Source organism: Stenotrophomonas sp. PE591, from assembly GCF_018320795.1.
Lineage (GTDB): Bacteria > Pseudomonadota > Gammaproteobacteria > Xanthomonadales > Xanthomonadaceae > Stenotrophomonas > Stenotrophomonas maltophilia.
In genome coordinates this window covers 713,222-734,506 of record NZ_JAAOKO010000002.1, presented here as the reverse complement: position 1 = coordinate 734,506, position 21,285 = coordinate 713,222, and the positions used below count along the sequence as shown (strand labels likewise).

The following is a 21,285-nucleotide window of genomic DNA, read 5'->3' as shown; positions in this document are numbered from 1 at the left end:
TGTAAGCGAAACAAACCGAGCGGGCTGTGTAGGGCTTAAATCCTTTGGCGGCCCGCCAGGCTCAGCCGAAGCGCTCATTGCTCCGCCGATTCATCCCCCCCCGGTGCACGCGAGACAAACGCCATCCACGTGCGACCTGAAATAGCCGGTGTCGCCCGTCAACGAATAGCGGACTCCGGCCCAAATCGATGTCGCTGTGGGGCTGTGCCAAGCGCGAGTCCTCTGGCAGGCGTGGCGAAACGAACGTATCATTTCGCTCTCCTGCGGCGCAACCATTCCCGGCAGGACAGCGCCTTGAAGAGCGCGATTACAAGTTGGAGCAGCGCCAGACCAGTTGCGCAGGCCAAGATAACCATAGCAAGAGGCAAAAGTAGCTCCATGATGGGATCCTACAGGCCCGCGGGTTGGCAGCAAGTCAAGGCGCCCGGGCCATTGGCGCTCAGCAATCTCCTGTTCGCTTGGGGTGAGATCACCACAACCGCGTGACAGTGGCGTGAAAGTCGTGTGGCGATCGCAAGTAGCTGGCGCATAGCGAGCTGCCGTCCGAACGCAGGTTGGCTCCCGTGTGCGCCGCCATGACGGCAGCCCCCAACAGGTGCACCTGGGTGCGCCCGTTGTCCTGCCACCCTTTGGGCAGCGATTCAATGGCCGCCAAGGCTTCTTGCCCTGACAGGCATTGGATGCAGGTCAGGTAGGACCATTGAAGGCCCACTTCCTCGCGCAAGCGCCTGCCGGCGGCCTTCTCGTCCAATCGGCCCTCGGCACTGTCCAGCAGCACGTGGGCGGCCGCAATGGCTTTGCCTTGGGGCGAGAGCCGGCTCTTCTTCTTGGGGAACAGGCCGCGCATGATCAGGCCTTCTTGCTGGCCTTCTTGGCGACGGCATTCTTCGCAAGTTTCTTGACGGCCTTCTGGGCGGCCTTCTTCACCGGCTTGCCCGTCTTCTTGGCCACCCTGGCGGGAGCTTTCTTCACCGTCCCATCAGCCGACGGGAACTTCGCTCCGGGGTTGGCCTGAGCCCACGCCTTGCCCTCGGTGGACTTGGCCCACGCGGTGAAGACCTTGGGGGCCAAACCCCGACCGGCCCACGTCTCACCGGTTGGGAGGCGATACTTCGGCGCCACCTTGCCAAGCTTGCGGCCCTTTCGGGGTCCCGGGGCAGCCTTGGCGGCACGCGCCGGCTTGGCGTCGATCGTTTCCCCGATGAGCTTGGCCACCTGCCGCCGCTGGGCCGGACTGAGGACCTTCGCATACTTCTGCAGGACCGCCAGGGCTTTGGGCACCTCGCCGTCGCGCTTCTCCACCAGCTTCTTCTGGGCTTCGAGCTGTTTGATTTCGGCGTTAAGGGATTTCAGGGTAGTCAGGGCCAAAGGAGCACTCCGGTCGGGAATCCAACGGTTATAGCCCATCGCTCCGGGCATGGCCACCCGAATGGGCCCCATCTTGACACCCACCAGCCTGGGGCGCGATAACTCCCTTGCCGCGAGGGGAAATGCCCCCGGCGTATTGCCTGCTTAGCTCAAGGCAACAGGTCCCGATTCGATCGCACAAGCGACGACGGGATGGTTTTTCCTGTCTTTTGAGATCTAAGCATGCCCAACCTCCAACGGTTGAGAACCGAGGCTTTCCTCGCCCAGAAGGGCCGGTGCTGCTATTGCAGCGTGCCGATGTGGAACGCCTCTCCCGATGAACTAAAGCCGTTCGGCCTGCGCGCCAAAACGGCCACGCCGCTTCGCTGCACCGCCGAGCACCTGGTGGCCCAGCAAGAGGGCGGAAAGGACGTGGCCGGCAACATTGCTGCCGCCTGCTGGCTCTGCAACACACGCCGGCACAAACGCAAATCGCCGCCCTCCCCCGAGGCTTACCGCGCCTTCGTGCAGAATCGCCTGGCGAAGGGGAAGTGGCACCCGCCGAGCGTGGCCAAGTTGCGCCTCAGAACGTGTGGAACGCAACCACCCGACGGATGAGTTCCGCCACGCTCACATGCTGCCGCTGCGCCTCGTGGCGGGCGCGGTCGGCCAGGTCTCGGGAAGCCCGGATAGGCGGCAAGCGGTCGTCCCTGCGGCCGGCAACGGGAGAGCGCAGCAGCGGGGGGCGCGCAAGGTAGGCGGTGAGCCATTGGCGCACGGCTTCGCTCTCGCTCACCCCGGCTGCTCTAGCGCGTGCGGCCAATGCCTGGCGCAAGGTTGAAGAAAGGGACACTTTCGGCAGCACGGCCGTCAAGGGAGGCTTGGACGTCAGCGTCACAGCCTCTGCCTCAGTCGGCCCACGGGGGCTGGGCGGAAGAAGCGCTCCAATCGTTTGGTCTCCAGCAACGCTTCCATGAAGGCCCCATGGCGTGGGTATAAGCGTCCTCGCTGGCCGCCAACCGCAAGCTCAGCGCAAGCCGTTCCCACTTTCCGTTCGGTGCGCATGCGATGGCGAACAACCAGTGGTGCGTCCAGTCATCCTCCAACCGATCGGATGCAACGAAGAGCACCCGGTGATCACGCTGGAACGGCAGGGACGACAGCGCCTGGTCAACCGCATGGCGGTGGGCAGCCTGTAGCCGTGCCCTCTCCTCGCCGTCGGTATCCAGCAGCGCGGCGAACCCTTTTGGCAGGCGCAACGAAACGCGGTAGCCCGCCGCCCGGGCGTGGTGGCCCTCGCCTTCCCACAACCGCGGCTGCCCATCGAAATCCTGGCCCATAGCGAAGCGCCGCATGGCCTCCTCGGTCACTGGCCCACCGGGCTTCAACTGGGTCAACCACGCACCACCCCAGCGCAACGCGGCCAAGGGCGCCTCCAGCAGTTCTGCGAAGGCGAACCCATCGGCGAACACGTCCTCCCGGCAGAGGCAGGTGAGTTGCAGGTTCATGGGATCACCCTCATAACCGTGCCCTACTATTCGGAACGGCTTTCGTTGCGCCAGGGAGAGTCGCATCCAAACGCAGGGCCTCTTGTTCCGTTTCCCATCTCCATAGGCGATCGCGTATTTGCGGACGTTGCTGTTCGAGCCACGCATCGGGACGTGGCTCTGCATTGACAAACTGCAACCAAGCCTTCGAACGCGGATTGGCCCCTGCCTGCAACAACAGGTCGAGCAGCTCCACGTTGCCCGCCAGATAGGCGAAATAGATTGGTGACCGCCTTATCTCGCCACAGTCGTAATCCGCGTCCGGATCTGCGCCAGCTTCGAGCAGCACGCGACAAACCTCGAGCCACCTTCGCCCATTTTCTTCCCATGGACTGTCCTGCATAACAGCAAAAATAAGTGGCGTTTTTCCATCTTTTCGCTCCCGAGCGTTCACATCAGCGCCATCTGCAATCAACTGCTCAAGCTCCCTCAGCTGGAACCCTCCTTCGCGCTCGAATAGCTGAAAGATGGGTGGCATCCGGCGATGTCTCCTCCATTTACCCATGCGTTTCTCAATGACATAGCGGGGGATCAGGATTGGAGACAGCAGCGTCAATACAAGGAACTCCACGCGAACCTTCCAGATCGGCTCTTGAAATAGATTTGGTGGGTCACGCAAATTCTTTAACCATCCCCGCACACCCTTTTTGATACTTGCCACGAAATTCATGTCAGCCCCCATGGAATACATTTGTATCCCTTCAGATCCATGCAAGCAGAAAGGGACATTCTGTCCAGAGGGCTTTACTGACTAAAGCGAAAAAATGCTGGGGTTGCACGACAGTTTGCCAAACTGTCACCCTCCCCTTGCGCGTTTCCGCTACAGCGGAAAATCAGTGGGTCAGGAGGACGCATGGCCAACACCGACTTACTCGCTGCAATTCGACAGCGCAACCCCGCCCAGGTGGACCTGGCGATCGGGCGCGGGGCCCAACCCAACGCGCACGACGCCCGTGGCTACTCGCCGTTCCACGTCGCCCTGCTGACCGCTGACGCACCAACGGTTCGGGCGTTGCTGGACAGCGGAGCTGATCGGTTGGTGAGCACGAAGTTGGCCCAGGCCCGGAACATGGGCGCCAAGACCTTGGTCGCGTATCGTCACGTGCAAGCGCGGCCGCGGGAGGCTGCGTGGTAGCAGGAAGCTGGACTAAGATGAGTCCATGCCCGTATCACCCGACAAAGCCTATCGGCTATTGAAAGCCTTCGGAATGCTTGAGTTCCAGCTTAAGCAGACTAGCGAATTCTTTCAGACCAAGACCCCAAAACCGCCCATCTGGAAGGTGTTCAAGATCGGCTCATTCGAGATCGATGTGCGTCTCAGCGCCTTGCCAGCACCTGCCCCCGTTCCCGTGGTAGACGTGGACTGGAACAAGGTGGATCGAGCGGTGGCGCGCTTGGGGCAAGCATTCGTCGCACTCGTTCCCCTTCCCACTCAGAGAAAGCTGCTTGCTCCACCACGCAATCGGCCGAAAAGGGAGCGCATTGAGTTTGACCAGACGGGCCGACCACGGGCGACCTACCAGCCCGTCAACCTGCCCCATAACGACGCCGAAGCCTTGGTCGTTGCGATGCGACGCGTTAGAAACAACCTTTTCCATGGCGGCAAGGAAGACCCGCTGGAGGAGACGTATTTCGGAGAAGACAACGATTGGGCGGTGGCCGCCGCAGATGTTGCGGATGCTCTGTTGGATCTTCTCGACCGCCAGTTGCTCCGACCCGTTCAAGCGCCCTGACCCACTTCAGTCTTCCTTGGTCGGCGGGCAACGTGGGAACCGACTGCAGGAGTGGAACACCTCCTTTGTCGCACGATAGACGCGCTCCACCAGCACACCTTGACCACACACCTGCAGGCTTAGCGGCTTCCCATCGTTGGCCTCCGGCGGCTTGTCGTAGAGAGACTGGATGTAGAAGTTCAGGCATCAGGGAATAACCTCGACCGTTGGCAGTACCACCACTCTCGCCCTCGGCCTCGATAATGAGTTACTCCCTCACTCACGTCGACTTTCATCAAGGGAACCTGCTCGCTGGCATCGACTTGCGCGCTCAGGCGCTCATGGGGGTCATGGACCGGGCAAATGGGAAGTCTGCGCGGGGCCCATAGGCATGGCCTCGGCTGCACGCCGGATGCGCGGGGGTGTTGCACTACCCCAACTGGGCCATGAACCAGAAAAATTCGTCTCCCGCCTATGCCACCCGGTGGAATCATGTGGTGCGGGCACAATGGCAAGCCTGAAGGCAATTAAAACGGGATGTCAGTATCCTCGGGGAGAACCGTTTCTTGCCGCCGCGCCAGCTGCCATCGTTCCTCACACGCCTTGATGAATCGCACAGTGCTGGCAACGTTGCTAGCGATCAGCAGCGCCTCGTCGTAGGCGAGCACTGGATTGTCGTGAGCCATCGTGTGATTGTTCCGAACGTAGTCGTATTGGCCGAATATCGAAGTCGCGCCATTTAGGATGTGCTCCGCCATCTTGGATTTGAGGAGACCTTCCTCCTTGACGCGCTTCACGTATCCACCCATCAGACCGCCCAACGGCACCGAACGGTCCCTAGGTATGCCGTGCTCCTCGCATAGCTTCCGAAGAAACTTGACCAGAAACGTATGTAACCGGTCCAGGCCTTGTTCGGGCTCGTTTCGCTCAAAGCACTCCCTTGCGGCCTTAGCCACCTTCTGGAAGTCCTCCGAGTCGCCTTCGATGGCCTCTATATCCGCCACTGCCTTCGCTTGCGCCAGACGTGTCCCTATAGCTTCGCACTCCTTGAACAGAGCCTGCCGCTCTAAGGCGGGGTGACCGGTGTCCCCGCAATGCTCTAGCAACCCCAGAATTACCCGACCTACCAGGAAATCGTCTTCCTTGGTCCAAAAGCTGCGCAGATGGTTGGCTTTCGACGAGCCATATTCGCTGTACTTCCCTCCGTAGATGTCCAGATAAACCACTTCTTCAAAGAACCGAGCAAATGTGCTGTTCGAAAAGTCGAGAACGTAACCACTGCTCATTCCGAACAGATCTTCAAGTTTTCGTTTTTCCCGGGGAGCTAACGTAGACATAGCGGCCAGACTATTGGTGTGAGGGGTGGGACTACTTACCAAGGAATGTCGTCATCGTCAGCTGATGTCTCAGCATCTTCATCCCCATCGCTAGGGCTCATCATCTCAATCAGGCGCTCTCCTTGAGCCAGCAGGTGATCGTAGGTCATCACGGATATCCCGTGCATGCGCTGATTGAGGCCGTGGAGCGCACGCTGTTGCTCATCGGACCACTCATTGGACCGCCCGATGACGATGGTGGCCCGCGGGTGGTAGGCGACTACTTCTTTGTGGTCCAGCAAACCGTGCCTGGCTGCCTCATGAAGGAGGTCCAGGTAGCGATGACATTGCCCGATGGCACGGGATACGTCCGCTGAGAAGTAGTGGTTCTTGTGGGCTGCATCGTAGAGCAGCACATCCTTGTCCGGTCGCTTGAGCTCGACGATGTCCCGATAGCCGGCAATGACATTGGGCAACATCAGATCGAGATTGTCACCGGTGGTAATGCCCCTAACCTCATCCCGGACCACGTAGGCGCTGCCAAAGGCCCAGCAGTGCTTTTCGCACCAGGCCTGGTAAGTCTGTTCAACCGCCTCTCCCCGGGTGAGGTTGGAGCGCAGTTCGGCCACCGCTGATCGCATCTCGCTCAAGCGGATTGACCCACGCAGCGCCGTGCTTAGCTCATGCGTGAGTTCAGTGCTGGACAAATGACCCAGCAACTCTGACTGCGATAGAACCTTTGTCAGGGCACCCACCAGTTCTTGAGGATCATGGCCCGTCAGGTTGGCCTCGCCGTTGGCCACCCGAATCAAGATGAACTCCCCCGTTTCCGACTGAGCGGCAAGGGGCAGATGTGTCTGTAGGTATTTAAGTAGCTGGAGGGACGAAGTTTCCGACAACGTCAGGGTCTTGGTCTTGTCCTCGATAAAGGGCTGGCCTTTCGACTTCACCAAGCCTTCTAGCTTCAGCGAGAAAGTGGTTCGACCATCGCTATGGGGGATGAACCAAGCTAACGCTTGCAGCTTGCTTTTGCTGGTCTCGTTGAGAACCACGGGTGGTGCGTAGTCCACCTTGCCACTGCTGGCCGTCTTTCTGACGACTTTCTGGACTTCCCTTGGCTTTTCCATGTCTGTTCCCCGTCTATGTCCCGATCGCCGCCTTCCATTGCTCGGTGCCGCTATTTCCCGCCTCTTGCTTTAACACAGCCATCCGGTGGATTCCGCAGCCCTTGCCCTTGGTCGCCCGGAGATCGTCCACGATCCACTTATCCGCCCTGTATCTGTCCCAAGTATCGTTCAGCCCCATGGTAGAGGGCCACTTTCGCAGCACCTGCGACATAGCAAGCCTCTGTTTCCAAAGATTCTCCCCATCAGCGGCAAGCCACCTCGGCCACCGTTTGCGCAGCCCCAAGGTCCGCAGGCAGCTGGGCCTTGCAGACCCCTTCCACGTCCACCGTCTGGCCGGGGCGCGGCTGCTCCAGGTAGAGCACCCCGTCATAGCCCACCTGGGTGGTCTCGGTCGCTGTCTTGGCCACCGTGCCCGCTTCGATGGCCGGGCCCGTGAGGCGGAAGGTGCGTGCGGTCTCGGTCAGGACCGGGAAGGTGAGGTGCATGCCGGCTTGGCGGCCCGCGGTGGCGGTTTGCTCGATCTCGGCCAACTGGGTGCCCAGTGGCAGCGCCCGATCGTCTACGCGGACCTCGGTGGGCACCATTGGGGTCACCTCGCCCACCACCAGGCGGCCCTGGGCGTTGGTCTTCCCCACCAATCGGCCGCCCACCCTCACCGGCACCCCGGCTTGGCCGGGCACGTCCACCACGGCGAAGGATTCGGCCGGACCTAGGAACGTCACGCCCTGGCGGTCCAGGTGAACGGCACCGGCCATCGAACCGGAAGTCCAGGTGCCGCTGGGCCCGTGCTCGGCGTTGATCTGAGCCCACCCTGCCCGGGTGGTCCAGTTGGCGTTGGCCCGGGCCGTCTGGCCAGCCGCTCCCTCGTCTACCGACAAGGACAAGCCCACCGGGGTTCCAAAGACCGTGGGGCGGGCGCGTCCTTGGACGGCCCAGGCCGTGGCATCCGGGGCTTGCCGGGCCCTAACGCTCACGCCCTTGCCCCGGCCGAAATCGTAGCTGTAGCCCACCTCCACCCGGGTTTCCTTGCGCTCCAGATCGCGCAACGCGGAGACGGCCACGGTGTGCCCGTCGCCACGCCAGGTCAGCCCGGCGTCGGCGTAGGCGGTGCGAAAGCGTGGCGTGCGCACGTTCGAATAGCTGGCCCGAAGGGACCACTGGGGCGTGGGCCGCCAGAAGACCGAGCCCCGGGTGCGCTGTTCCACGTCCAGCGCACCGGGCGCGCGCAGGCGCCAGTAGTCCTGTTGGCGCTCGTGCTCCAGGCGCACGCCAAACCTCGGGCCGCGGTAGTCGTAGGCCAAGGCCTGGCGTTGGCCGCCTTGCGTGGAGGTGCCTAGTTCCATGTCCAGCGTGCCGTAGGTCCCAAGCACCGTCGTGGCCCCCAACGCCACGCTGGCCTTCCCGTCCGCTGAGGTTTGGGCGGTGCCGTGCAGGGTCCACCGGTCGTTGAGGCCCCAAGCCACCGACCCGGTCGCGCCCAAGGTCCCGTAATCGCTCTCCCCTTGGCGCACCCGGCCGGCCGCGACCTCCCAGGTGGTGAGCCCTTGGCGGAGCAACGTGGGGGCGACGTAGAAGCGCTGATCGTTCACCACGGTTTCGCGGCCGTAAGGGTCTCGCACCACCACTTGGGTTTGCTGCGCACCGGTGCCCAAGGCGCTGCCATCGGCCGTGAACGGCCCTCTCCCCACCCGGCCTTGCAGCACGCGGGCGCGGTTGGCCAGGACTTCGACCGTGGCCGGATCGAGCGCCACGCCGCCGAGCATCGGGACCGGATACGTGGGCGTCAACGGGTCCAACGCCCGCGGGTCCTTGGCCACGCGCACCCCTCCCAGGTTGACCGGAGAGGACGAGGGACCGGCGAACACATCGCCGGCCTGGTAAGTCACCAAGCGGTTGGGATCGTCTTTCTGCCAGCGCGTCACGCCGCGAACGTAGCCGGTGCCCGACGCGTCGGTGTTGACCTGCCCGCTGGTGCTGATCACGCCCCAACGCCCCGCCTTGCGGACCTCGTGGCCCAACGAGAGCGCCTGCTGTTGCTCGGAGGCCATGCCGGCCACGCTGTAGTTCACCAGCACCCCGGGAGCGGGTGGCGCGATGGGTCCGCGCTCGGTGCGATCACGGGCCACGCGTTGGGCCTTGAGCCGATCGGCCGGCAGCTCCAGGGCTACCGTCGCGGTGGCCTCGTCCACAGCAAAGCCCACACCCAACGCTTGGGCGCTCATCGCCTCCGTTTGACCCGGGGGAAGTTGGAGCCCGACCTCGCGCCACGTGGCCGGCTCGGCGAACCACTGACCGCCTTGCTGCCAGAACGTGAGCGGATCCGCCTTGGCCTTGCCGCCGATGACCGGCACCAGGAACGCGGGGGCCACGCCGTCGGGCACCGCAGCGCTGGCCGACGATGCAGCCAGCAACAACACGGCCAAGGCCCGGCCACGCATGGATCACCGCCCCACGGGGACCGTGACGGGCTGGTTGTTGACGGTGATCGAAAGCACCTCGGCGCGCTGGTCGGGTTGGGTCTCGTAAGTCATCGAGGCCCCCGGCAGTGTCCAGCCCAATGCACCCTCGCGCCACGGCTTCCCACCGGTAGGGCCGATGGACGACACGCGGGCCGCGGTCTGCCCGTGATTCGTCAAGCGGTATCCATTGGGCACCGCGTGGACGGTCACCTGGGGGACGGGCGCGTTGGCAGCTTCAAAGGCCACAGGCAGGTCCTGGTTGACCAGCAACTGGACGCCCTGGGCGTTGGGGTCTTTGAGCTGCATCAGCAGCACGCGGTAGTAGCGCCGCTCGCCCAGTGCGCCCACCCGCATCAATCGGGCGGTGCGCTTGGATTGGGGTGGCACGTCCACGAAGGTGGGCGCCCCCACGATCTCCGTGGTGGGTGAAAACACGTTCTGCCCTGTGGCCTGATCCCACCCCACGGCTTTCACCTGGTAACGCACCGACGCGTCGCCGCTGTTGTGCAGCGTCACGGCGACGTGCTTGGCCGAGGTATCGGCCATCAGGGTGGTGGGGCCGACGGAGATGGAACCGGCGGACGCCGAAAAGGACAGCAAGGACGCAGCGACCGCGGCCAGGGAGCGTTGGGAATGGGTCATGGGATCTCCTTTGGGGGGTCTCCTTTCAAGCTAGATCGGAATGCTATTACGTCAACCCATACCTACTCATCTTTTCGACAACAAAAAGCCCCCAGCGCGAACCGGGGGCTTCGGGACAACCGATGGGGATCAGTTGTAAGTGGCGGTGACGGTGACCGTATCGGTGTAGTTGCCACCCACGGCCTGCTTGAGGGCGAAGAACTTCAACGCGAATTCGTGGGTTTGCACAGCACCGTTACCCGTGCCCGCGAACGCATCGGCATCATCGCCCCATGCCTGGGTGCCGGGAATGTCCTTGAACAACCCATACGGAATGAAGGCACCCGAACCGTTGCTCACGGCGCGGTAGGTCTCGTAACCCGCCAACGCTCCGAAGTTCTGTCCCTGTCCTGGGGAAATGGAGTAAGTGGTTCCCTGGTTGCACACGATGCTCAACGCAGAGGTTCGGGTGGAGTTGTCAGAAGTGCCCGACCAATCCATGTCCGTGACCGGAGAAACGGACAGGTTGCAGGTGTTGGTCAGGGTGCCCTGAATCGTCAGGTCTGCGGTGGTGTCGGCGGCGAAGGCGGGCACCGCCAGCGAGGCCAGGGCGATGGGCAGCAGGGCGCGAAAGAAGGTCTTGCGTGTCATGGGTATCGTTTCCTTGAGAGGGATTGAGTGGGGATGAGTAGCCCTTAATGGGCCATCCCCTTACCGATACCTCGAATCTAAAAACGCGCAAGGGGGCCCCTTGCTACCTGGCCGCCTTTGTCTCGTTAGTCTTCGGTGATAGAAGGACTTTTATCTGACGCGCCTCGCTCATCTAGGAATGCCCTCCACTCGTCGGTCTTAACGACTTTCGCTACCGCCTCTTTAGTAGCGGCTTCCCAGTCGACTCCAGACCCAATACGAAAGGGCCTCATAAAGGAGCGTATCCAAGAATGACCGGCTGAAAACTCCCCATCCTTTTGTTGAACGTTGTGACAATTTTTCATGGCTTGTCTCCTCTTGATTGACCAGCGGACCTCGCCGGATACGGGTTCGGGTGGACTGCCCCCGAACTGGGCTGGGTAGATCCGGATGGGCTAAAGTGGGCCAGGTAAGGCCCATTGAGCCAGCGGTCAGAGCCTGGGACGTTTGCCACCTGCGGTGGCTGACTGTTGCCATGCCCCATCCAACTCACGCGCACGGTGCTGAGCCATTGCCTCCTGAATCATGCGCTGAAGGACGAACGCAAAAGCGTCGGTCACAAAAACGCCCACGCCGATCCCGCAATCATCCGGCAAGCTGGAAATCTGTTTTATCGATGGCTGGTGAATGACCTCGTCGAGCTCAGGGGGCAACGGGTCCACGAACGTGTCAATGAACGCGCTCACCTCTGTTTCGGCTGCCTTGCAGAGGTCGGCGTCAGCGAGCAGCACCCGCAAGTCGGCCAGCGTGGGAAGCCACACCGTGTTGAATAGCGGGCCACCCACCGAGGGACTGATGAAATGGATGCCGTGAAGCACGGTTGCCCTCTCACTCTTTCCGAGCTCTCCCTCCCCCCAATGTCCGTTCATCCGGGGGATCGAGTCACCCATCACAACCGGCGCATCTTTGGCCTGGGTGAGAAAAGGAGCCAAGGTCAGTGCCCTCCCCGCGCTTTCCAGTAAGCCAGTTCTGCGCGCCGACCCTGCTCCTCTCGCCAGCACCTGAGCAAATGCTTGTAGCCGGGCTTGGCTTGGGTGACGTGGAAGGATCGGCCGTTAACGTAGACCTTCCCGCCGTTGTGGAGCTCGACGGCATGAACCGCACTCCAAGTGGTCGCCCAGCCCAGGCGGTCCTCTTCTTCAAAGCTCACGGGCTCCAAGGAGACCGCTGCATAATCTTCAATCAAACCGGGGTTCAACCCCAACTCGGTCATCGCGGCTTCGTTGGTTGTGACGGCTGTGCTCATGTGACACCTCTTGGCTTGGTCGGCGGTATTGCCTACCTATAGATTCAAGGTAGATCGCCACGGCATTTTGTCCACACCACGAGTGGACAATAATTTGACTAGACACAAAAAGTGCGAAGCGAAGGCCGCAGTTTTCCACCTCATCGTTTTTCGCGCCGAAGGCGTTTGTGCTTTCCATCCATGCGGATGCTTCTTCATATGCCGGCGCGCAGCGACCGGCGGCGGCTTCCGGCACTGGCCTTTGCTCCCAAGTGGGCCAGCCATCGGGAACTTGAGAGCTTCGGTCGGAACAGCGACGATGGGACGACCTGTCCTCTCACGAAGGCCCCTATGTCCAACATGGCCGATCCCAATCAAGCCCTAATCTCTTTCCAAGAAGCCCTGGCTGCGGGCGGCCTTCGGCTGGAGCGGGGCCGCATCGATCCAACGGTCTACCTGCACGTGGATCACCTCCAAGGCAAGCCGCGATTCACTTACGTTCAGATGGACGGGAAGACCGTCACGGCTTTTGCCAATTTCGTTCCCAATGGAACCTTTGAAGGCCATGCAAACCTAGCGGTTGGCTACGCGGTTCCCGAGCGTTATCAAAACCAGGGGCGCGCCAAAGCCATCCTTGCGGCGGGCATTGCAGAGCTCCAAAACGGCTTTCGCGGGCATCCGCCCTTCTACATCGAAGCGGTGGTGAGCGTGAACAACCCCGCTTCGCAGAACGTGGCCCAAGAGGTTCTGGGCGGCGAACCTGAGCCAATCGTGGATAACCATTCGGACGAGCCCGCTCTTCGCTACGCAAAACTGTTCCCAACCGGCAAGTAGACGGCGACGGCCGCGCCTACTTTGGACCCTACATACAGCAAGGAACGCACATGAGCACGTTCTCAGAACGCCACAACTACAGCTCGCCCGATGCAGACATCACCATTCGTGAAGATGCGCCCGAGGTGTTGCGCGGAGCCGTTGTTGCCATCGCTGGCAAAGCGGGGATTGGATACGAAACCCTGCGCAAGGAAGTCTGCGGTGCGCTTGGCGTGGCACCAGACACCCGGGGCAACTGGAGCGAACCCAACGTGATCGCGGAGGTGCAGCATCACCTGGAAGAGTGCGAATGGTTTGAGGTGTATGACGTCATCGAAAGCATAGCAGCGTCCCTTCAAGGTCGCCCACCTGCCTATGGGCAGCCCAAAGCACCTTCGGACGTCTTCTCGGACGGAATCAACAAGGTCTTTCGGAAGAACGGAATCGGTTGGCAGCTGTTGGGCAACCGCATTGAGTTTCGCGGCTCAGAGGCGTTTGAAGTTGCTATAAGGAAGGGCACCAACGAGTTGCGCAGCGCAGGGAAGAACACGACGGCCAATGAACTCCACGAGGCATTGCGCGATCTGTCTCGTCGCCCCAACCCCGAGCTCACCGGCGCCATTCAACACGGGATGGCTGCCTTGGAATGCTTGTCGCGGGACGTCACTGGATCGAAAGACACCTTGGGGAAATTGCTCGGAAGAAACCCCAACCTGTTTCCAGCGCCACTCGGAGACGCAACGGAAATGATTTATGGCTTTGCTTCCAACAATGGCCGCCACCTTAAAGAAGGCGGCGATCCGACGTTGGAAGAGGCGGAACTTATCGTTGGACTGTCAGGCGTGCTGTGTCGCTACCTGGGCCGCAAGCATTCCCCGAGCAGGTAATTGCGCGCCCCGTGCAACATGGCCTGAGTGGCCGCCATGAGCTTGGCGGCCACCGGGCACTACTTACAGACCAAACGAGGCTTCACGGACAGCGACTTGCATGCCGGACAGAAGAGGCCCAAGTTGATCTCCCGCTGGAAATGGTGATTGCATTTCCTGCAGGCAAAGAGATAGGGAGCGCCCGGCACGAAGGCGACCATCACCTCCCCTCCTTTCGCCGAAATTTCGCCTCCCCCTTGGAACTAAAGTCCACGTCGTAATCCTTGTGAATCGCCAAGATCAACGCGATGCCCAAACTGGCTGCGGTGATAATTGCCGCTATTTCCAGCCCGGTGACTGTGGCTACCGCCGCCAGCCCCAGCGTGCTGAGCCCTCCGGTAACCGGAGCCAAGCCAACGGCAGCGGCGATTGCCGCAACGCCCACAGCCCCGAGTGTTGCAAACTTGCGCGTCTTCTTGAGGTCGTCAGCCAACTTTCCCACAGCGACAATCTCGTGGGCCTTTGCGTTCTTGGCCACTTCCAGCTCATCCCGTGTCCTTACGATCACACTTTCCATATCGCCCCCTGTTGTTAGCAAAACCACTGATGGATACCCTCGATAGGATAGCCGAGGGCTGAATCACGGCAACGATGTCGCCTGGGCAGCAATGATCGCACTGGACTGTCTCTCTAGTTGAGACGCGGCGCGCTCATCACATCCGCTGCCGCGGGACGTCTTTGGGCGCCTCCACCAGAGCCTCCACAACGTCGTCTGACGCACGCCACACCTTCCCTTCGCGCACCATGGCGGGGGCCCTGGAAAGTGCGATGGCGACCTCTTTGGCGGTTGGTGGGTTCCATGACCGGTGTTCGTCCAGGTAGCGCTCCAGGGACGGCCTCAACGGCCGACCGATGTTGGGCAAGGGCAATGCCCGATCATGGCGTTCGTCTTGCTCACGCGCATAGGCGACTTGCTCGGGCTCCCCAAGCGCCTCCCGGTGGGCATCGAGCAAGCGATCAACCGCGTCCACGTCCCCGCGGGCATGGAGCGATTCGGTGTAAAGCGCTTGAAGCAACGAATCACGCTCTTGATGAGCTTCCTCGCCCGTGCCTTCGCCCTGAAAAAGCCCATCGTGGCGAGGGCGGGCGTCGACGGCGTCTGGGCGGAACCGCCCGTGACTGGTCCTCATGCTCGCCTCCGGGCCAGCCCGCTGCCCTGAAGCAGCCCACACGTCATCGAATAGACGACAAGCGCCAGCGTGGATGACAGGTATAGGTTGGAAGGATCCAACCAGACTTGGCTCACCACATGCTGTAGCTGGTAAGCCAGCAGTGCCAGGCACGCGTAGAACACGGCCAAATGCCACACCAACGCAACCACGGATGGGACGTCTTCCCGGCCGGCTTGGAACGCCTCCCAGCCCCTGCGTGCGCTGCGGGCTTTGGAGGCGCACAGCCACGCGACCCCGAAAGTGACCGCGGAGAGGACGAGCTCAGACAGCACGACCACCAGAAAAAGGGTCATGGCGTCCTCCTCTGGTTGGGGAGCAGGCCATGGGCCTGCAGGTAAGCGTGGACCGCCTGCCGGGTCACGCCCAGGCGCTTGGCAATTGCAGGGCCGTTGTTCCCCTGCTCCAGGAGGCGCACCACCAGGGCGTGCTGGTCAGCTAGTGGGCGCCTGGGCTTTTGCCGCAACCCCAGGTGAGCCAGGTCGGCGCTCACCACGGGCGCCGGAACGCCCAGGGCTTGGGCGATGGCCGCCCGGCGGTGCCCCTCTCGGAACATCCGGGCGACTTCAGAGCGGCGGTGGGCAACGGATGGCCGCTTCATGCGCCCAACCACCAGCCAGCGAACAAGGAAATCCATTTCATCAGCGCATCTCATCCGCCAAACCAATGGCACCGCAGGCGCGCTCGTTGCATGACGATGCGTTCTCACCACCTCCCCACGGCGAAACATCCATCCGCGCAATCGGCACAACCCGGGTCTTGCTTCCCTTCCCTACCAGAAACACCCGATCGCCTTGGCGGACGTCCACGTCCGCGTCTTGGACTACCGCGATGACGCGCTGGCGCCTGTCGCTCAGGTCGCGCACGTAGATCTCCACCGCGCGCCGGCCGCTCAGGCCCTTCTGGACGGCGGTTCCAGCAACCGCACCGATGACGCCACCGGCCACGCGGGCAGCATTGCGGTAGTCCCGGTTCTTGACTTGGTTAGCAGCCCCATAACCAACGGCCGCCCCAATGGCAGAACCAGCGTTGAGCCGCTGGTCGGACTTCAGTTGAACCGTGCGAACCATCAGGACCTCGCCCAGTCGGGCGTCCTGGACGAACAAGGCTTCGGACGAACCGTAACGGCGAGCGGAGGTGGAATCGGCGGCAAAGGCAGCTGGAGCAGACAACGCCAATGCAAGGGCCAGGACGATGGGTTTCAAGGTGCACCTCCATTTCGTGAGTAGGTTCACCTATGCATAGACCGATTCTGGAAATGCGCAAGAGGGTTCAGGCCACCATAACGTGGCTCATCTTTCTGGTCTTCTCACGCGCTTTCGTGCGGGCCTTCGTGCCGTTGGTTTTTTCAAGCTCCTGCAAATTGGTCGCCACTGACTGTCGCTCCTGCTCAACCTTCGGGAGCGGCTCCCGAACCAACTCGGGCACCTTCAGGAACTCCACCACCCGCTCGGCCGCCGCGGCGGCACGGAAGAGTTCCCGGGGATCGTCCCGGAGGATTTGGATCCAGGACTTCACGTAAGCCGCGTGCTGGGTTGGATCGTGGCCATTGCCCAGGCGTTCGCCCATCAGCATGGACGACACCTCCGCGACCAGTTCTTCCTTGGCGTAGTCGATGCTCCCAAAGGCCCCCTTCTGATCGCGGTGGAGGCGGGTGGGAAAGCCGGTCCAGTGGCCCAGCTCGTGCAGCGCGGTGGCGTAGTAGCCACTGGCCGAGTGAAAGGTGTTGCGATGGGGCAAATGGATGCTGTCGTTCATCGGACGGTAGAACGCCTGGTTGCCCCCGTCGTGGTGGATCTCGGCCCCGCTGCCCTTGAGCACCGCTTCGCAGGCCTGATGGATATCGGGCTCTCGACGCGGGGGTGGCAGGACCAGTGCCGGCAACCCATCGATCTGCATCGCGTTGAACACCCGGGGGAAGAAGACCTTGGGGTGGGCCTTGGCGATGAGATCGGGATCCCCGCTCTTCTTGGCCTCCTCCACCGGCGACCAATCCCAATACTCAATCACGCTGGCCTTCTCACCTTTTCGCACCTGAGCGCCCACGGCCGCGGCTTGCTTGTAAGTCATCCACCGGTTGTCCTGGGTGTCCCAGGCGCTCTGCAGGGCCCACAGGTGGAGAAGGTTTCCGCCCCGGTAGCTCTTGCCCGTCGTGGCGTTCATCGGCAACCCGAGGTCCACGCGGGCGTCCCATGGTTTGAGGAAGGGACCGGTGCCCTCCTCCATTTGGCGGATCAGGCGTTCGACGACGTCGCGGGAGTGGCGCTGAAGGAAGCTTTCGTTGGGGGTTGCATCGGACACGGACAGGCTCTCCTGGAAGGCAAGGAAAGGCGCCTGTCGGCAACGCCAAGGGGGCTAGGCTGGAAACTTCAATCGTGAATGGTGACGACGCGTCCCTGCTCCAACAGGTTCTCCAGCAACGCCAAGGCCCGATCGATGGTCAAACCTGTGCCGGGGTCTCCGTCGCCCTCCTGGAGCTGCACACGGACGCCATCCGGGGTTCGTTGCACGGTGAAACGGGTGGAGGCCGCCAGGGCGTCTTGGCGGTTTATGCTGTCATCCACGAAGGCTTCCGAAGGGGTCATGGCCCCAGCATGCGACAGCATTGGGATTTGGCAAGCCCCCGCCACGATTGCACCTGATGACAGGGGGGCCTCTAGGGCCTGGATTTGAGATTGGACCACTGCTTCCTCCCGCGGTTGACGGCATTGGGTCCCAGCCTCTCTGCAAGCCAGCGAACCGCAAACGGTTGTTGTGGAACTGGCTCAAACAGGCGTTTCCATATCTGCCATGTCCCGCAGTGGTTTGATCCCCGCAATTCGAATCTCGGCCACGCGAGGCTTCTTGCCCCCATGGGAGATCTGGTAGATGCCGGCCTCGGGGAACTTCTCGCGAACGCGCTTCCAGAAGTCCTCCGCGTTGACGGGCTTCTTGCCCAGCTCTTCCAACACGTATTGGCGGTAGTCCGCGTAGATGGCCGTCTTGTCGGTGCAAACACCACTGTCGTAGGAGGCGTCTCGGTCCGCCATGTAGGCCATGGTCGTGTCCGATTCCATTCGATTCTGCTCGGCCAGCGCGAGCACGGCGTCGGGTAGCTTCTCGGAAAACCCGCCACGCTCCATAAGGCGCAGCGCGCCTTCCAGCACCCAGTCCAGCATCTGGGCCATCTCCTCCTCGCTTTCGGTGATCTGAAGGTGGAAGTCAGGCTCACGCTTCTTTCCATTTCCACCCTTCGCGTCCTCATGGGTCTTCTCACCCATCCGAACATTGAAGGGGATGGCCAGGACCTTTCGCCAGAACCCGTGCTCATGTCCGGAAACCGTGAACCAGGCGTTGACGCTGGCGAATAGGGTGCCGATTGGGAGCGTGGTGTATGCGTCTTTGCGCTTGGCCTCGACTTGGATCGGGTCACGGGAAATGAGCGCTTTCAGGACTTCCTGGATGGATGCGGCAAGGACCTTTGGCGTCTCCGTGACAATGTAGGCGCTCTTGCCCACCAACGGGGCCATAGCGAAGGTTCCGTCCAACTTCTCCAGACGCAGCGACACATTGCGGGGGTGAAGGGCGCGCAGGATGTGGAGGAACGTGGATTTGCCATTGCTGCCCGACCCAACCAGGAAGAAGGCCTTCTCAAAGCAGATCGACATCAACGAGCTGGCCACCGCCTCCTGAAGGAGTGCACGCACCTCCAGGTCGGGCTGAAAGAGATCCAGGTATTGACCGAACTTCGAGTTGGTGTCCAGCGGCTTGGGAGTGTAATAGCCATCGCCGTCAACCTGTTCCAGCCGCAGCTTGGCAGGGACCTGGTAAGTGATTCCATGCTCCTTGGTGGCCGCCAGCACCCGAATTCGCGTCCTAGACGGCGCCTCGTCGGTTTGAAACAGGAGCCCTTGCCGCAGGCCCAAACTCTGTCCATACGTCGGAGAGAAAACGTCCTGGTCAATGACTTCTTCTCCATCCGCCGCCGCGGGAGCACAACGCGGTTCGTCAGGCTTGACGATCTCAAGGTAGCCACCCTTGAGGGGAACGATGGCCCTGCGATCGGACTTCTTGGGCAACCAGCATTTCCGATCTCCCATCAGCTCAAGCACCGCCGTGTTGATGCAGCTGGTTGCATGACCTGCGTTCGCCTTCTCCTTGCGCTCCAATCGCAGCCAGGAAAGCGCCTTGGCGGCCATGTCCTTCTCGGAGCACCGATCCCAATAGCCTTGCTCAGGAAGCCAACGGAAGAAGCTGCAATCGTCATCCCCATCCGGAAGCTTTCCGCCGATCGCATACTCCTCGGTTGCCTTCAGGTGATCGGCAAAATCGGCCTCGAATGCTTGATCGCTCAAGGTTGCCTTGGGCGCTGGCGCTCCGAAAGCTGCTTTGGGGGCCGCATTCCCACGGAAGGAAAGGACATTGTTGGGGCGCCCATTGACACCCGAAGTTGGTGTTGTATCGTTCATGTGTGTGTTTTCCGTTTTTTTGAACCCCGGTTGGCGCCGGGGTTTTTTGTTGATTACGCGGCCTGCTGGACGCGACTCATCCATTCCACCAGTGCTTGACGCATGGCTTCCGATGAAGTTTTGCCCTGGGCATCAGCCGCCGCTTGAAGCCGCCGCTTGAACGCTCGACTCACCCGCGCCTTCAGCATTTCGTCTCGCGGTTGCGTCGCCTTCTTCGATGTGGGGGAGTTCGTCATTGCTCGTTTCCTAGGTGATGTGGTCCCGTTGTGGCCACAACCCCATCCAAACAGAGCTCACGAACTTGTCCAGATCGACTTCTTGACTAAAACCAATATCTGTTGCCTCAACAGCATTTTTTTCATAAACGAGAGGCAATTCACGCTTTTCAGCCAAGGTGTAACAGGTGCTTGTTACACCCCTTGTTACGGCTGGAACCCTGACCAGACAAGGTTTGTCATGGGTGTAACAGGTGTAACAAGTAGATCCATTGATCTGAAAAAGTGATTGGCCATTGAAGCCAAAATCTCTGATGCAGCTGCAAGTAATACCTACCCACCCGTTACACCCGTTACACGCGCCTTGGCCCCTGCAAAGCCATTGAATCCATTGGACAAACTTCCGTAACAAGCACCTGTGACGGGTGTAACGGGTGCTTGTTCCGTCCCCGAGAAGATCATTCTTCGTTCGCACTCCCCTGGTTCGCACTGGCCACCTGCACTACCCGCTCGATGGCAAAGAACTTCCCGCGCAGCACACCACTTGCTTGCGCTTGCTGAAGGTGACCGGCTGCGCGCCTGCCGTAAGCGACCACCACCGATCCCGACGGCGCTGCCGTGCCGGTGGTCCCGTCGGGACGCACAAACTTCAGCCGCCCGCGGGTGAACAGAATCGCCGTCGCGTTGGGGTGGGAAAGCACGCAGTCGTGCATCCATCCCGTCTCCATGTTGACCGGCACGAGAGCCATACCGCCGCCGGGGTGGTTGGCCAGCTTGCTCAGCCACTTCTCCATCCCTTTTCCGTAAGGCGGGTTCATCCACACGAATGCCTGCATGGGCCACGGCGTTGCCAAGCCGTCCTGGCTCGGCGGGATCATTCGGCGGGCCGTGGGCGCCGGCAGCCGCGACGGGTCTTCGGGCGTGCAAGGATCGAGGTCAAAGCCGCGCCTTCCCCCCAGCGCCCTGACGATGGCATGCGGGGTATACCAATCGACGCTCGTGTGGGCCTTGTCGCTTGCCTTGTAGCAAACGGAGGTGAGCCGGGTGGGTTTAGCCGCTGCGAGGCGGTTGGGGCGGTTGGCAGTCTTGAACGGCACAACATTGGTTTTGGGTTGCATGAGAAATCTCCAGGCAAATCTCCGCCAGCACGGCTGTGTTGCCGCGTTGAAGGAATGGGTTTTGGGAGTTGGGCTTGAACCAGCCCGAGAGGCGCTGCTGGCGGCGGGTTACCACCAAGAGTTGTAGAACACGTCCCAACCGCCGTTGATCAATGCGCGGGCCTGCGCAATGAAGTCCAGATCTTCTTTAGCTCGATCGGGATCCGATTCACCGAAGAAGAAGCCCACCGTGTGGGGCAGCCGCTCATCGAGGACAGCCTGCTCCAATGCGTCGAGGTCTGCCGCTCCGAGAAACACGCGAACCATGTTGAACTCAAACGGGTCAGAGCACCCCGTCCGGGCACTGTGCAGCCCGAACATCCAGCCGTGGAGGTTGGGATGGCATCGCCACTGAAAGAACACCTGTCCCTCGCACGACGTCTCCTCCTTGCGGATCTTCCCCCCATACATATCAAGGCCCATCTTGTTGCTCCATCGCTCCGACCACCGGGGCGTTGGAGCAATCATCCGAATTCAACGCCACCCAAAATACGGATATTGGAGGCCTCCAAT

The 21,285-nt window shown here is 61.5% G+C and carries 26 protein-coding genes; 5 read left to right on the top strand and 21 right to left on the bottom strand.

Going from position 1 to position 21,285, the window contains the following annotated elements:
* Nucleotides 1-469 precede the first annotated feature (469 nt).
* Nucleotides 470-847: a hypothetical protein gene (locus JLDANKMP_RS08670; RefSeq protein ID WP_006375651.1), complete on the bottom strand. Its 378-nt coding sequence runs from the start codon at nucleotides 845-847 to the stop codon at nucleotides 470-472.
* A gap of 2 nt (nucleotides 848-849) precedes the next feature.
* A complete protein-coding gene (locus JLDANKMP_RS08665) occupies nucleotides 850-1,368 on the bottom strand; it encodes an H-NS family nucleoid-associated regulatory protein (RefSeq protein ID WP_032971149.1) in 519 nt (172 codons plus the stop codon).
* 222 nt (nucleotides 1,369-1,590) lie between these two features.
* Here JLDANKMP_RS08665 and JLDANKMP_RS08660 point away from each other — a divergent pair, with 222 nt between their 5' ends.
* Nucleotides 1,591-1,965, top strand: coding sequence for an HNH endonuclease (locus JLDANKMP_RS08660; RefSeq protein WP_076739360.1), 375 nt, complete (start codon nucleotides 1,591-1,593; stop codon nucleotides 1,963-1,965).
* Between the two features lie 290 nt (nucleotides 1,966-2,255).
* Here JLDANKMP_RS08660 and JLDANKMP_RS08655 read toward each other — a convergent pair whose 3' ends face one another.
* Nucleotides 2,256-2,855 (bottom strand): relaxase domain-containing protein, encoded by a 600-nt coding sequence (locus JLDANKMP_RS08655; RefSeq protein ID WP_076739359.1) that lies wholly within the window; start codon nucleotides 2,853-2,855, stop codon nucleotides 2,256-2,258.
* Nucleotides 2,856-2,865: 10 nt separating this feature from the next.
* Complete coding sequence (locus tag JLDANKMP_RS08650; protein ID WP_158229329.1) at nucleotides 2,866-3,564, bottom strand: ankyrin repeat domain-containing protein; 699 nt, start codon at nucleotides 3,562-3,564, stop codon at nucleotides 2,866-2,868.
* Nucleotides 3,565-3,747: 183 nt separating this feature from the next.
* On the opposite strand from JLDANKMP_RS08650, the gene JLDANKMP_RS08645 reads away from it, so the two are divergent.
* Entirely contained in the window at nucleotides 3,748-4,029 is a 282-nt protein-coding gene (locus JLDANKMP_RS08645) for an ankyrin repeat domain-containing protein (protein ID WP_032971158.1), read from the top strand.
* 25 nt (nucleotides 4,030-4,054) lie between these two features.
* A complete protein-coding gene (locus tag JLDANKMP_RS08640; RefSeq protein ID WP_006375657.1) occupies nucleotides 4,055-4,627 on the top strand; it encodes a hypothetical protein in 573 nt (190 codons plus the stop codon).
* A gap of 506 nt (nucleotides 4,628-5,133) precedes the next feature.
* On the opposite strand, the gene JLDANKMP_RS08630 is transcribed toward JLDANKMP_RS08640, so the two are convergent.
* The 7 genes from JLDANKMP_RS08630 to JLDANKMP_RS08600 all read right to left on the bottom strand — a co-directional run bounded on the left by JLDANKMP_RS08630 (nucleotide 5,134) and on the right by JLDANKMP_RS08600 (nucleotide 12,065).
* Nucleotides 5,134-5,892: an abortive infection family protein gene (locus JLDANKMP_RS08630; protein ID WP_099539936.1), complete on the bottom strand. Its 759-nt coding sequence runs from the start codon at nucleotides 5,890-5,892 to the stop codon at nucleotides 5,134-5,136.
* Between the two features lie 86 nt (nucleotides 5,893-5,978).
* The gene (locus tag JLDANKMP_RS08625) at nucleotides 5,979-7,049 is read right to left on the bottom strand and encodes a Shedu anti-phage system protein SduA domain-containing protein (protein ID WP_076739357.1); all 1,071 of its coding nucleotides are present in this window, start codon (nucleotides 7,047-7,049) and stop codon (nucleotides 5,979-5,981) included.
* Between the two features lie 242 nt (nucleotides 7,050-7,291).
* The gene (locus JLDANKMP_RS08620) at nucleotides 7,292-9,466 is read right to left on the bottom strand and encodes a fimbria/pilus outer membrane usher protein (RefSeq protein ID WP_158229330.1); all 2,175 of its coding nucleotides are present in this window, start codon (nucleotides 9,464-9,466) and stop codon (nucleotides 7,292-7,294) included.
* Between the two features lie 24 nt (nucleotides 9,467-9,490).
* Entirely contained in the window at nucleotides 9,491-10,150 is a 660-nt protein-coding gene (locus tag JLDANKMP_RS08615) for a fimbria/pilus periplasmic chaperone (protein ID WP_099539938.1), read from the bottom strand.
* A 129-nt stretch (nucleotides 10,151-10,279) separates the two neighbouring features.
* Nucleotides 10,280-10,780, bottom strand: coding sequence for a spore coat protein U domain-containing protein (locus tag JLDANKMP_RS08610; protein ID WP_076739353.1), 501 nt, complete (start codon nucleotides 10,778-10,780; stop codon nucleotides 10,280-10,282).
* Between the two features lie 470 nt (nucleotides 10,781-11,250).
* Complete coding sequence (locus tag JLDANKMP_RS08605; RefSeq protein ID WP_076739352.1) at nucleotides 11,251-11,751, bottom strand: hypothetical protein; 501 nt, start codon at nucleotides 11,749-11,751, stop codon at nucleotides 11,251-11,253.
* A 2-nt stretch (nucleotides 11,752-11,753) separates the two neighbouring features.
* A complete protein-coding gene (locus JLDANKMP_RS08600) occupies nucleotides 11,754-12,065 on the bottom strand; it encodes a hypothetical protein (RefSeq protein ID WP_076739351.1) in 312 nt (103 codons plus the stop codon).
* Nucleotides 12,066-12,395: 330 nt separating this feature from the next.
* Here JLDANKMP_RS08600 and JLDANKMP_RS08595 point away from each other — a divergent pair, with 330 nt between their 5' ends.
* Entirely contained in the window at nucleotides 12,396-12,878 is a 483-nt protein-coding gene (locus JLDANKMP_RS08595; RefSeq protein WP_076739361.1) for a GNAT family N-acetyltransferase, read from the top strand.
* Nucleotides 12,879-12,928: 50 nt separating this feature from the next.
* On the top strand, nucleotides 12,929-13,744 hold the full coding sequence (locus tag JLDANKMP_RS08590; RefSeq protein ID WP_076739350.1) for a hypothetical protein: 816 nt from the start codon (nucleotides 12,929-12,931) through the stop codon (nucleotides 13,742-13,744).
* Nucleotides 13,745-13,943: 199 nt separating this feature from the next.
* Here the strand turns inward: JLDANKMP_RS08590 and JLDANKMP_RS08585 are convergent, their stop codons facing one another.
* The 10 genes from JLDANKMP_RS08585 to JLDANKMP_RS08535 all read right to left on the bottom strand — a co-directional run bounded on the left by JLDANKMP_RS08585 (nucleotide 13,944) and on the right by JLDANKMP_RS08535 (nucleotide 21,195).
* Nucleotides 13,944-14,300, bottom strand: a complete 357-nt coding sequence (locus tag JLDANKMP_RS08585) for a hypothetical protein (RefSeq protein ID WP_046272143.1) — start codon at nucleotides 14,298-14,300, stop codon at nucleotides 13,944-13,946.
* Nucleotides 14,301-14,436: 136 nt separating this feature from the next.
* A complete protein-coding gene (locus JLDANKMP_RS08580) occupies nucleotides 14,437-14,913 on the bottom strand; it encodes a hypothetical protein (RefSeq protein ID WP_076739349.1) in 477 nt (158 codons plus the stop codon).
* Nucleotides 14,910-15,248: a hypothetical protein gene (locus JLDANKMP_RS08575; protein ID WP_076739348.1), complete on the bottom strand. Its 339-nt coding sequence runs from the start codon at nucleotides 15,246-15,248 to the stop codon at nucleotides 14,910-14,912. The genes JLDANKMP_RS08580 and JLDANKMP_RS08575 overlap by 4 nt, the downstream gene beginning before the upstream one ends.
* A 345-nt stretch (nucleotides 15,249-15,593) precedes the next feature.
* Nucleotides 15,594-16,157, bottom strand: coding sequence for a glycine zipper 2TM domain-containing protein (locus JLDANKMP_RS08565; RefSeq protein ID WP_076739346.1), 564 nt, complete (start codon nucleotides 16,155-16,157; stop codon nucleotides 15,594-15,596).
* A gap of 67 nt (nucleotides 16,158-16,224) precedes the next feature.
* A complete protein-coding gene (locus tag JLDANKMP_RS08560; RefSeq protein WP_212560919.1) occupies nucleotides 16,225-17,253 on the bottom strand; it encodes a zincin-like metallopeptidase domain-containing protein in 1,029 nt (342 codons plus the stop codon).
* Nucleotides 17,254-17,321: 68 nt separating this feature from the next.
* Complete coding sequence (locus tag JLDANKMP_RS08555; RefSeq protein ID WP_076739344.1) at nucleotides 17,322-17,537, bottom strand: hypothetical protein; 216 nt, start codon at nucleotides 17,535-17,537, stop codon at nucleotides 17,322-17,324.
* A 180-nt stretch (nucleotides 17,538-17,717) separates the two neighbouring features.
* Nucleotides 17,718-19,400, bottom strand: coding sequence for a DUF5906 domain-containing protein (locus JLDANKMP_RS08550; protein WP_139338725.1), 1,683 nt, complete (start codon nucleotides 19,398-19,400; stop codon nucleotides 17,718-17,720).
* A gap of 53 nt (nucleotides 19,401-19,453) precedes the next feature.
* Complete coding sequence (locus tag JLDANKMP_RS08545) at nucleotides 19,454-19,636, bottom strand: ribbon-helix-helix protein, CopG family (protein ID WP_046272152.1); 183 nt, start codon at nucleotides 19,634-19,636, stop codon at nucleotides 19,454-19,456.
* Between the two features lie 437 nt (nucleotides 19,637-20,073).
* On the bottom strand, nucleotides 20,074-20,733 hold the full coding sequence (locus JLDANKMP_RS08540; RefSeq protein ID WP_076739342.1) for a DNA N-6-adenine-methyltransferase: 660 nt from the start codon (nucleotides 20,731-20,733) through the stop codon (nucleotides 20,074-20,076).
* 108 nt (nucleotides 20,734-20,841) lie between these two features.
* Complete coding sequence (locus JLDANKMP_RS08535; protein ID WP_005410171.1) at nucleotides 20,842-21,195, bottom strand: hypothetical protein; 354 nt, start codon at nucleotides 21,193-21,195, stop codon at nucleotides 20,842-20,844.
* Nucleotides 21,196-21,285: the final 90 nt, after the last annotated feature.

Bases quoted from the DNA above. Each gene is read 5' to 3' on its own strand.
- JLDANKMP_RS08670 (WP_006375651.1), bottom strand. From the start codon at position 847: ATGCGCGGCCTGTTCCCCAAGAAGAAGAGCCGGCTCTCGCCCCAAGGC.
- JLDANKMP_RS08660 (WP_076739360.1), top strand. From the start codon at position 1,591: ATGCCCAACCTCCAACGGTTGAGAACCGAGGCTTTCCTCGCCCAGAAG.
- JLDANKMP_RS08655 (WP_076739359.1), bottom strand. From the start codon at position 2,855: ATGAACCTGCAACTCACCTGCCTCTGCCGGGAGGACGTGTTCGCCGAT.
- JLDANKMP_RS08650 (WP_158229329.1), bottom strand. From the start codon at position 3,564: ATGAATTTCGTGGCAAGTATCAAAAAGGGTGTGCGGGGATGGTTAAAG.
- JLDANKMP_RS08645 (WP_032971158.1), top strand. From the start codon at position 3,748: ATGGCCAACACCGACTTACTCGCTGCAATTCGACAGCGCAACCCCGCC.
- JLDANKMP_RS08640 (WP_006375657.1), top strand. From the start codon at position 4,055: ATGCCCGTATCACCCGACAAAGCCTATCGGCTATTGAAAGCCTTCGGA.
- JLDANKMP_RS08630 (WP_099539936.1), bottom strand. From the start codon at position 5,892: ATGAGCAGTGGTTACGTTCTCGACTTTTCGAACAGCACATTTGCTCGG.
- JLDANKMP_RS08625 (WP_076739357.1), bottom strand. From the start codon at position 7,049: ATGGAAAAGCCAAGGGAAGTCCAGAAAGTCGTCAGAAAGACGGCCAGC.
- JLDANKMP_RS08615 (WP_099539938.1), bottom strand. From the start codon at position 10,150: ATGACCCATTCCCAACGCTCCCTGGCCGCGGTCGCTGCGTCCTTGCTG.
- JLDANKMP_RS08610 (WP_076739353.1), bottom strand. From the start codon at position 10,780: ATGACACGCAAGACCTTCTTTCGCGCCCTGCTGCCCATCGCCCTGGCC.
- JLDANKMP_RS08600 (WP_076739351.1), bottom strand. From the start codon at position 12,065: ATGAGCACAGCCGTCACAACCAACGAAGCCGCGATGACCGAGTTGGGG.
- JLDANKMP_RS08595 (WP_076739361.1), top strand. From the start codon at position 12,396: ATGTCCAACATGGCCGATCCCAATCAAGCCCTAATCTCTTTCCAAGAA.
- JLDANKMP_RS08590 (WP_076739350.1), top strand. From the start codon at position 12,929: ATGAGCACGTTCTCAGAACGCCACAACTACAGCTCGCCCGATGCAGAC.
- JLDANKMP_RS08585 (WP_046272143.1), bottom strand. From the start codon at position 14,300: ATGGAAAGTGTGATCGTAAGGACACGGGATGAGCTGGAAGTGGCCAAG.
- JLDANKMP_RS08580 (WP_076739349.1), bottom strand. From the start codon at position 14,913: ATGAGGACCAGTCACGGGCGGTTCCGCCCAGACGCCGTCGACGCCCGC.
- JLDANKMP_RS08575 (WP_076739348.1), bottom strand. From the start codon at position 15,248: ATGACCCTTTTTCTGGTGGTCGTGCTGTCTGAGCTCGTCCTCTCCGCG.
- JLDANKMP_RS08555 (WP_076739344.1), bottom strand. From the start codon at position 17,537: ATGACCCCTTCGGAAGCCTTCGTGGATGACAGCATAAACCGCCAAGAC.
- JLDANKMP_RS08550 (WP_139338725.1), bottom strand. From the start codon at position 19,400: ATGAACGATACAACACCAACTTCGGGTGTCAATGGGCGCCCCAACAAT.
- JLDANKMP_RS08545 (WP_046272152.1), bottom strand. From the start codon at position 19,636: ATGACGAACTCCCCCACATCGAAGAAGGCGACGCAACCGCGAGACGAA.
- JLDANKMP_RS08540 (WP_076739342.1), bottom strand. From the start codon at position 20,733: ATGCAACCCAAAACCAATGTTGTGCCGTTCAAGACTGCCAACCGCCCC.
- JLDANKMP_RS08535 (WP_005410171.1), bottom strand. From the start codon at position 21,195: ATGGGCCTTGATATGTATGGGGGGAAGATCCGCAAGGAGGAGACGTCG.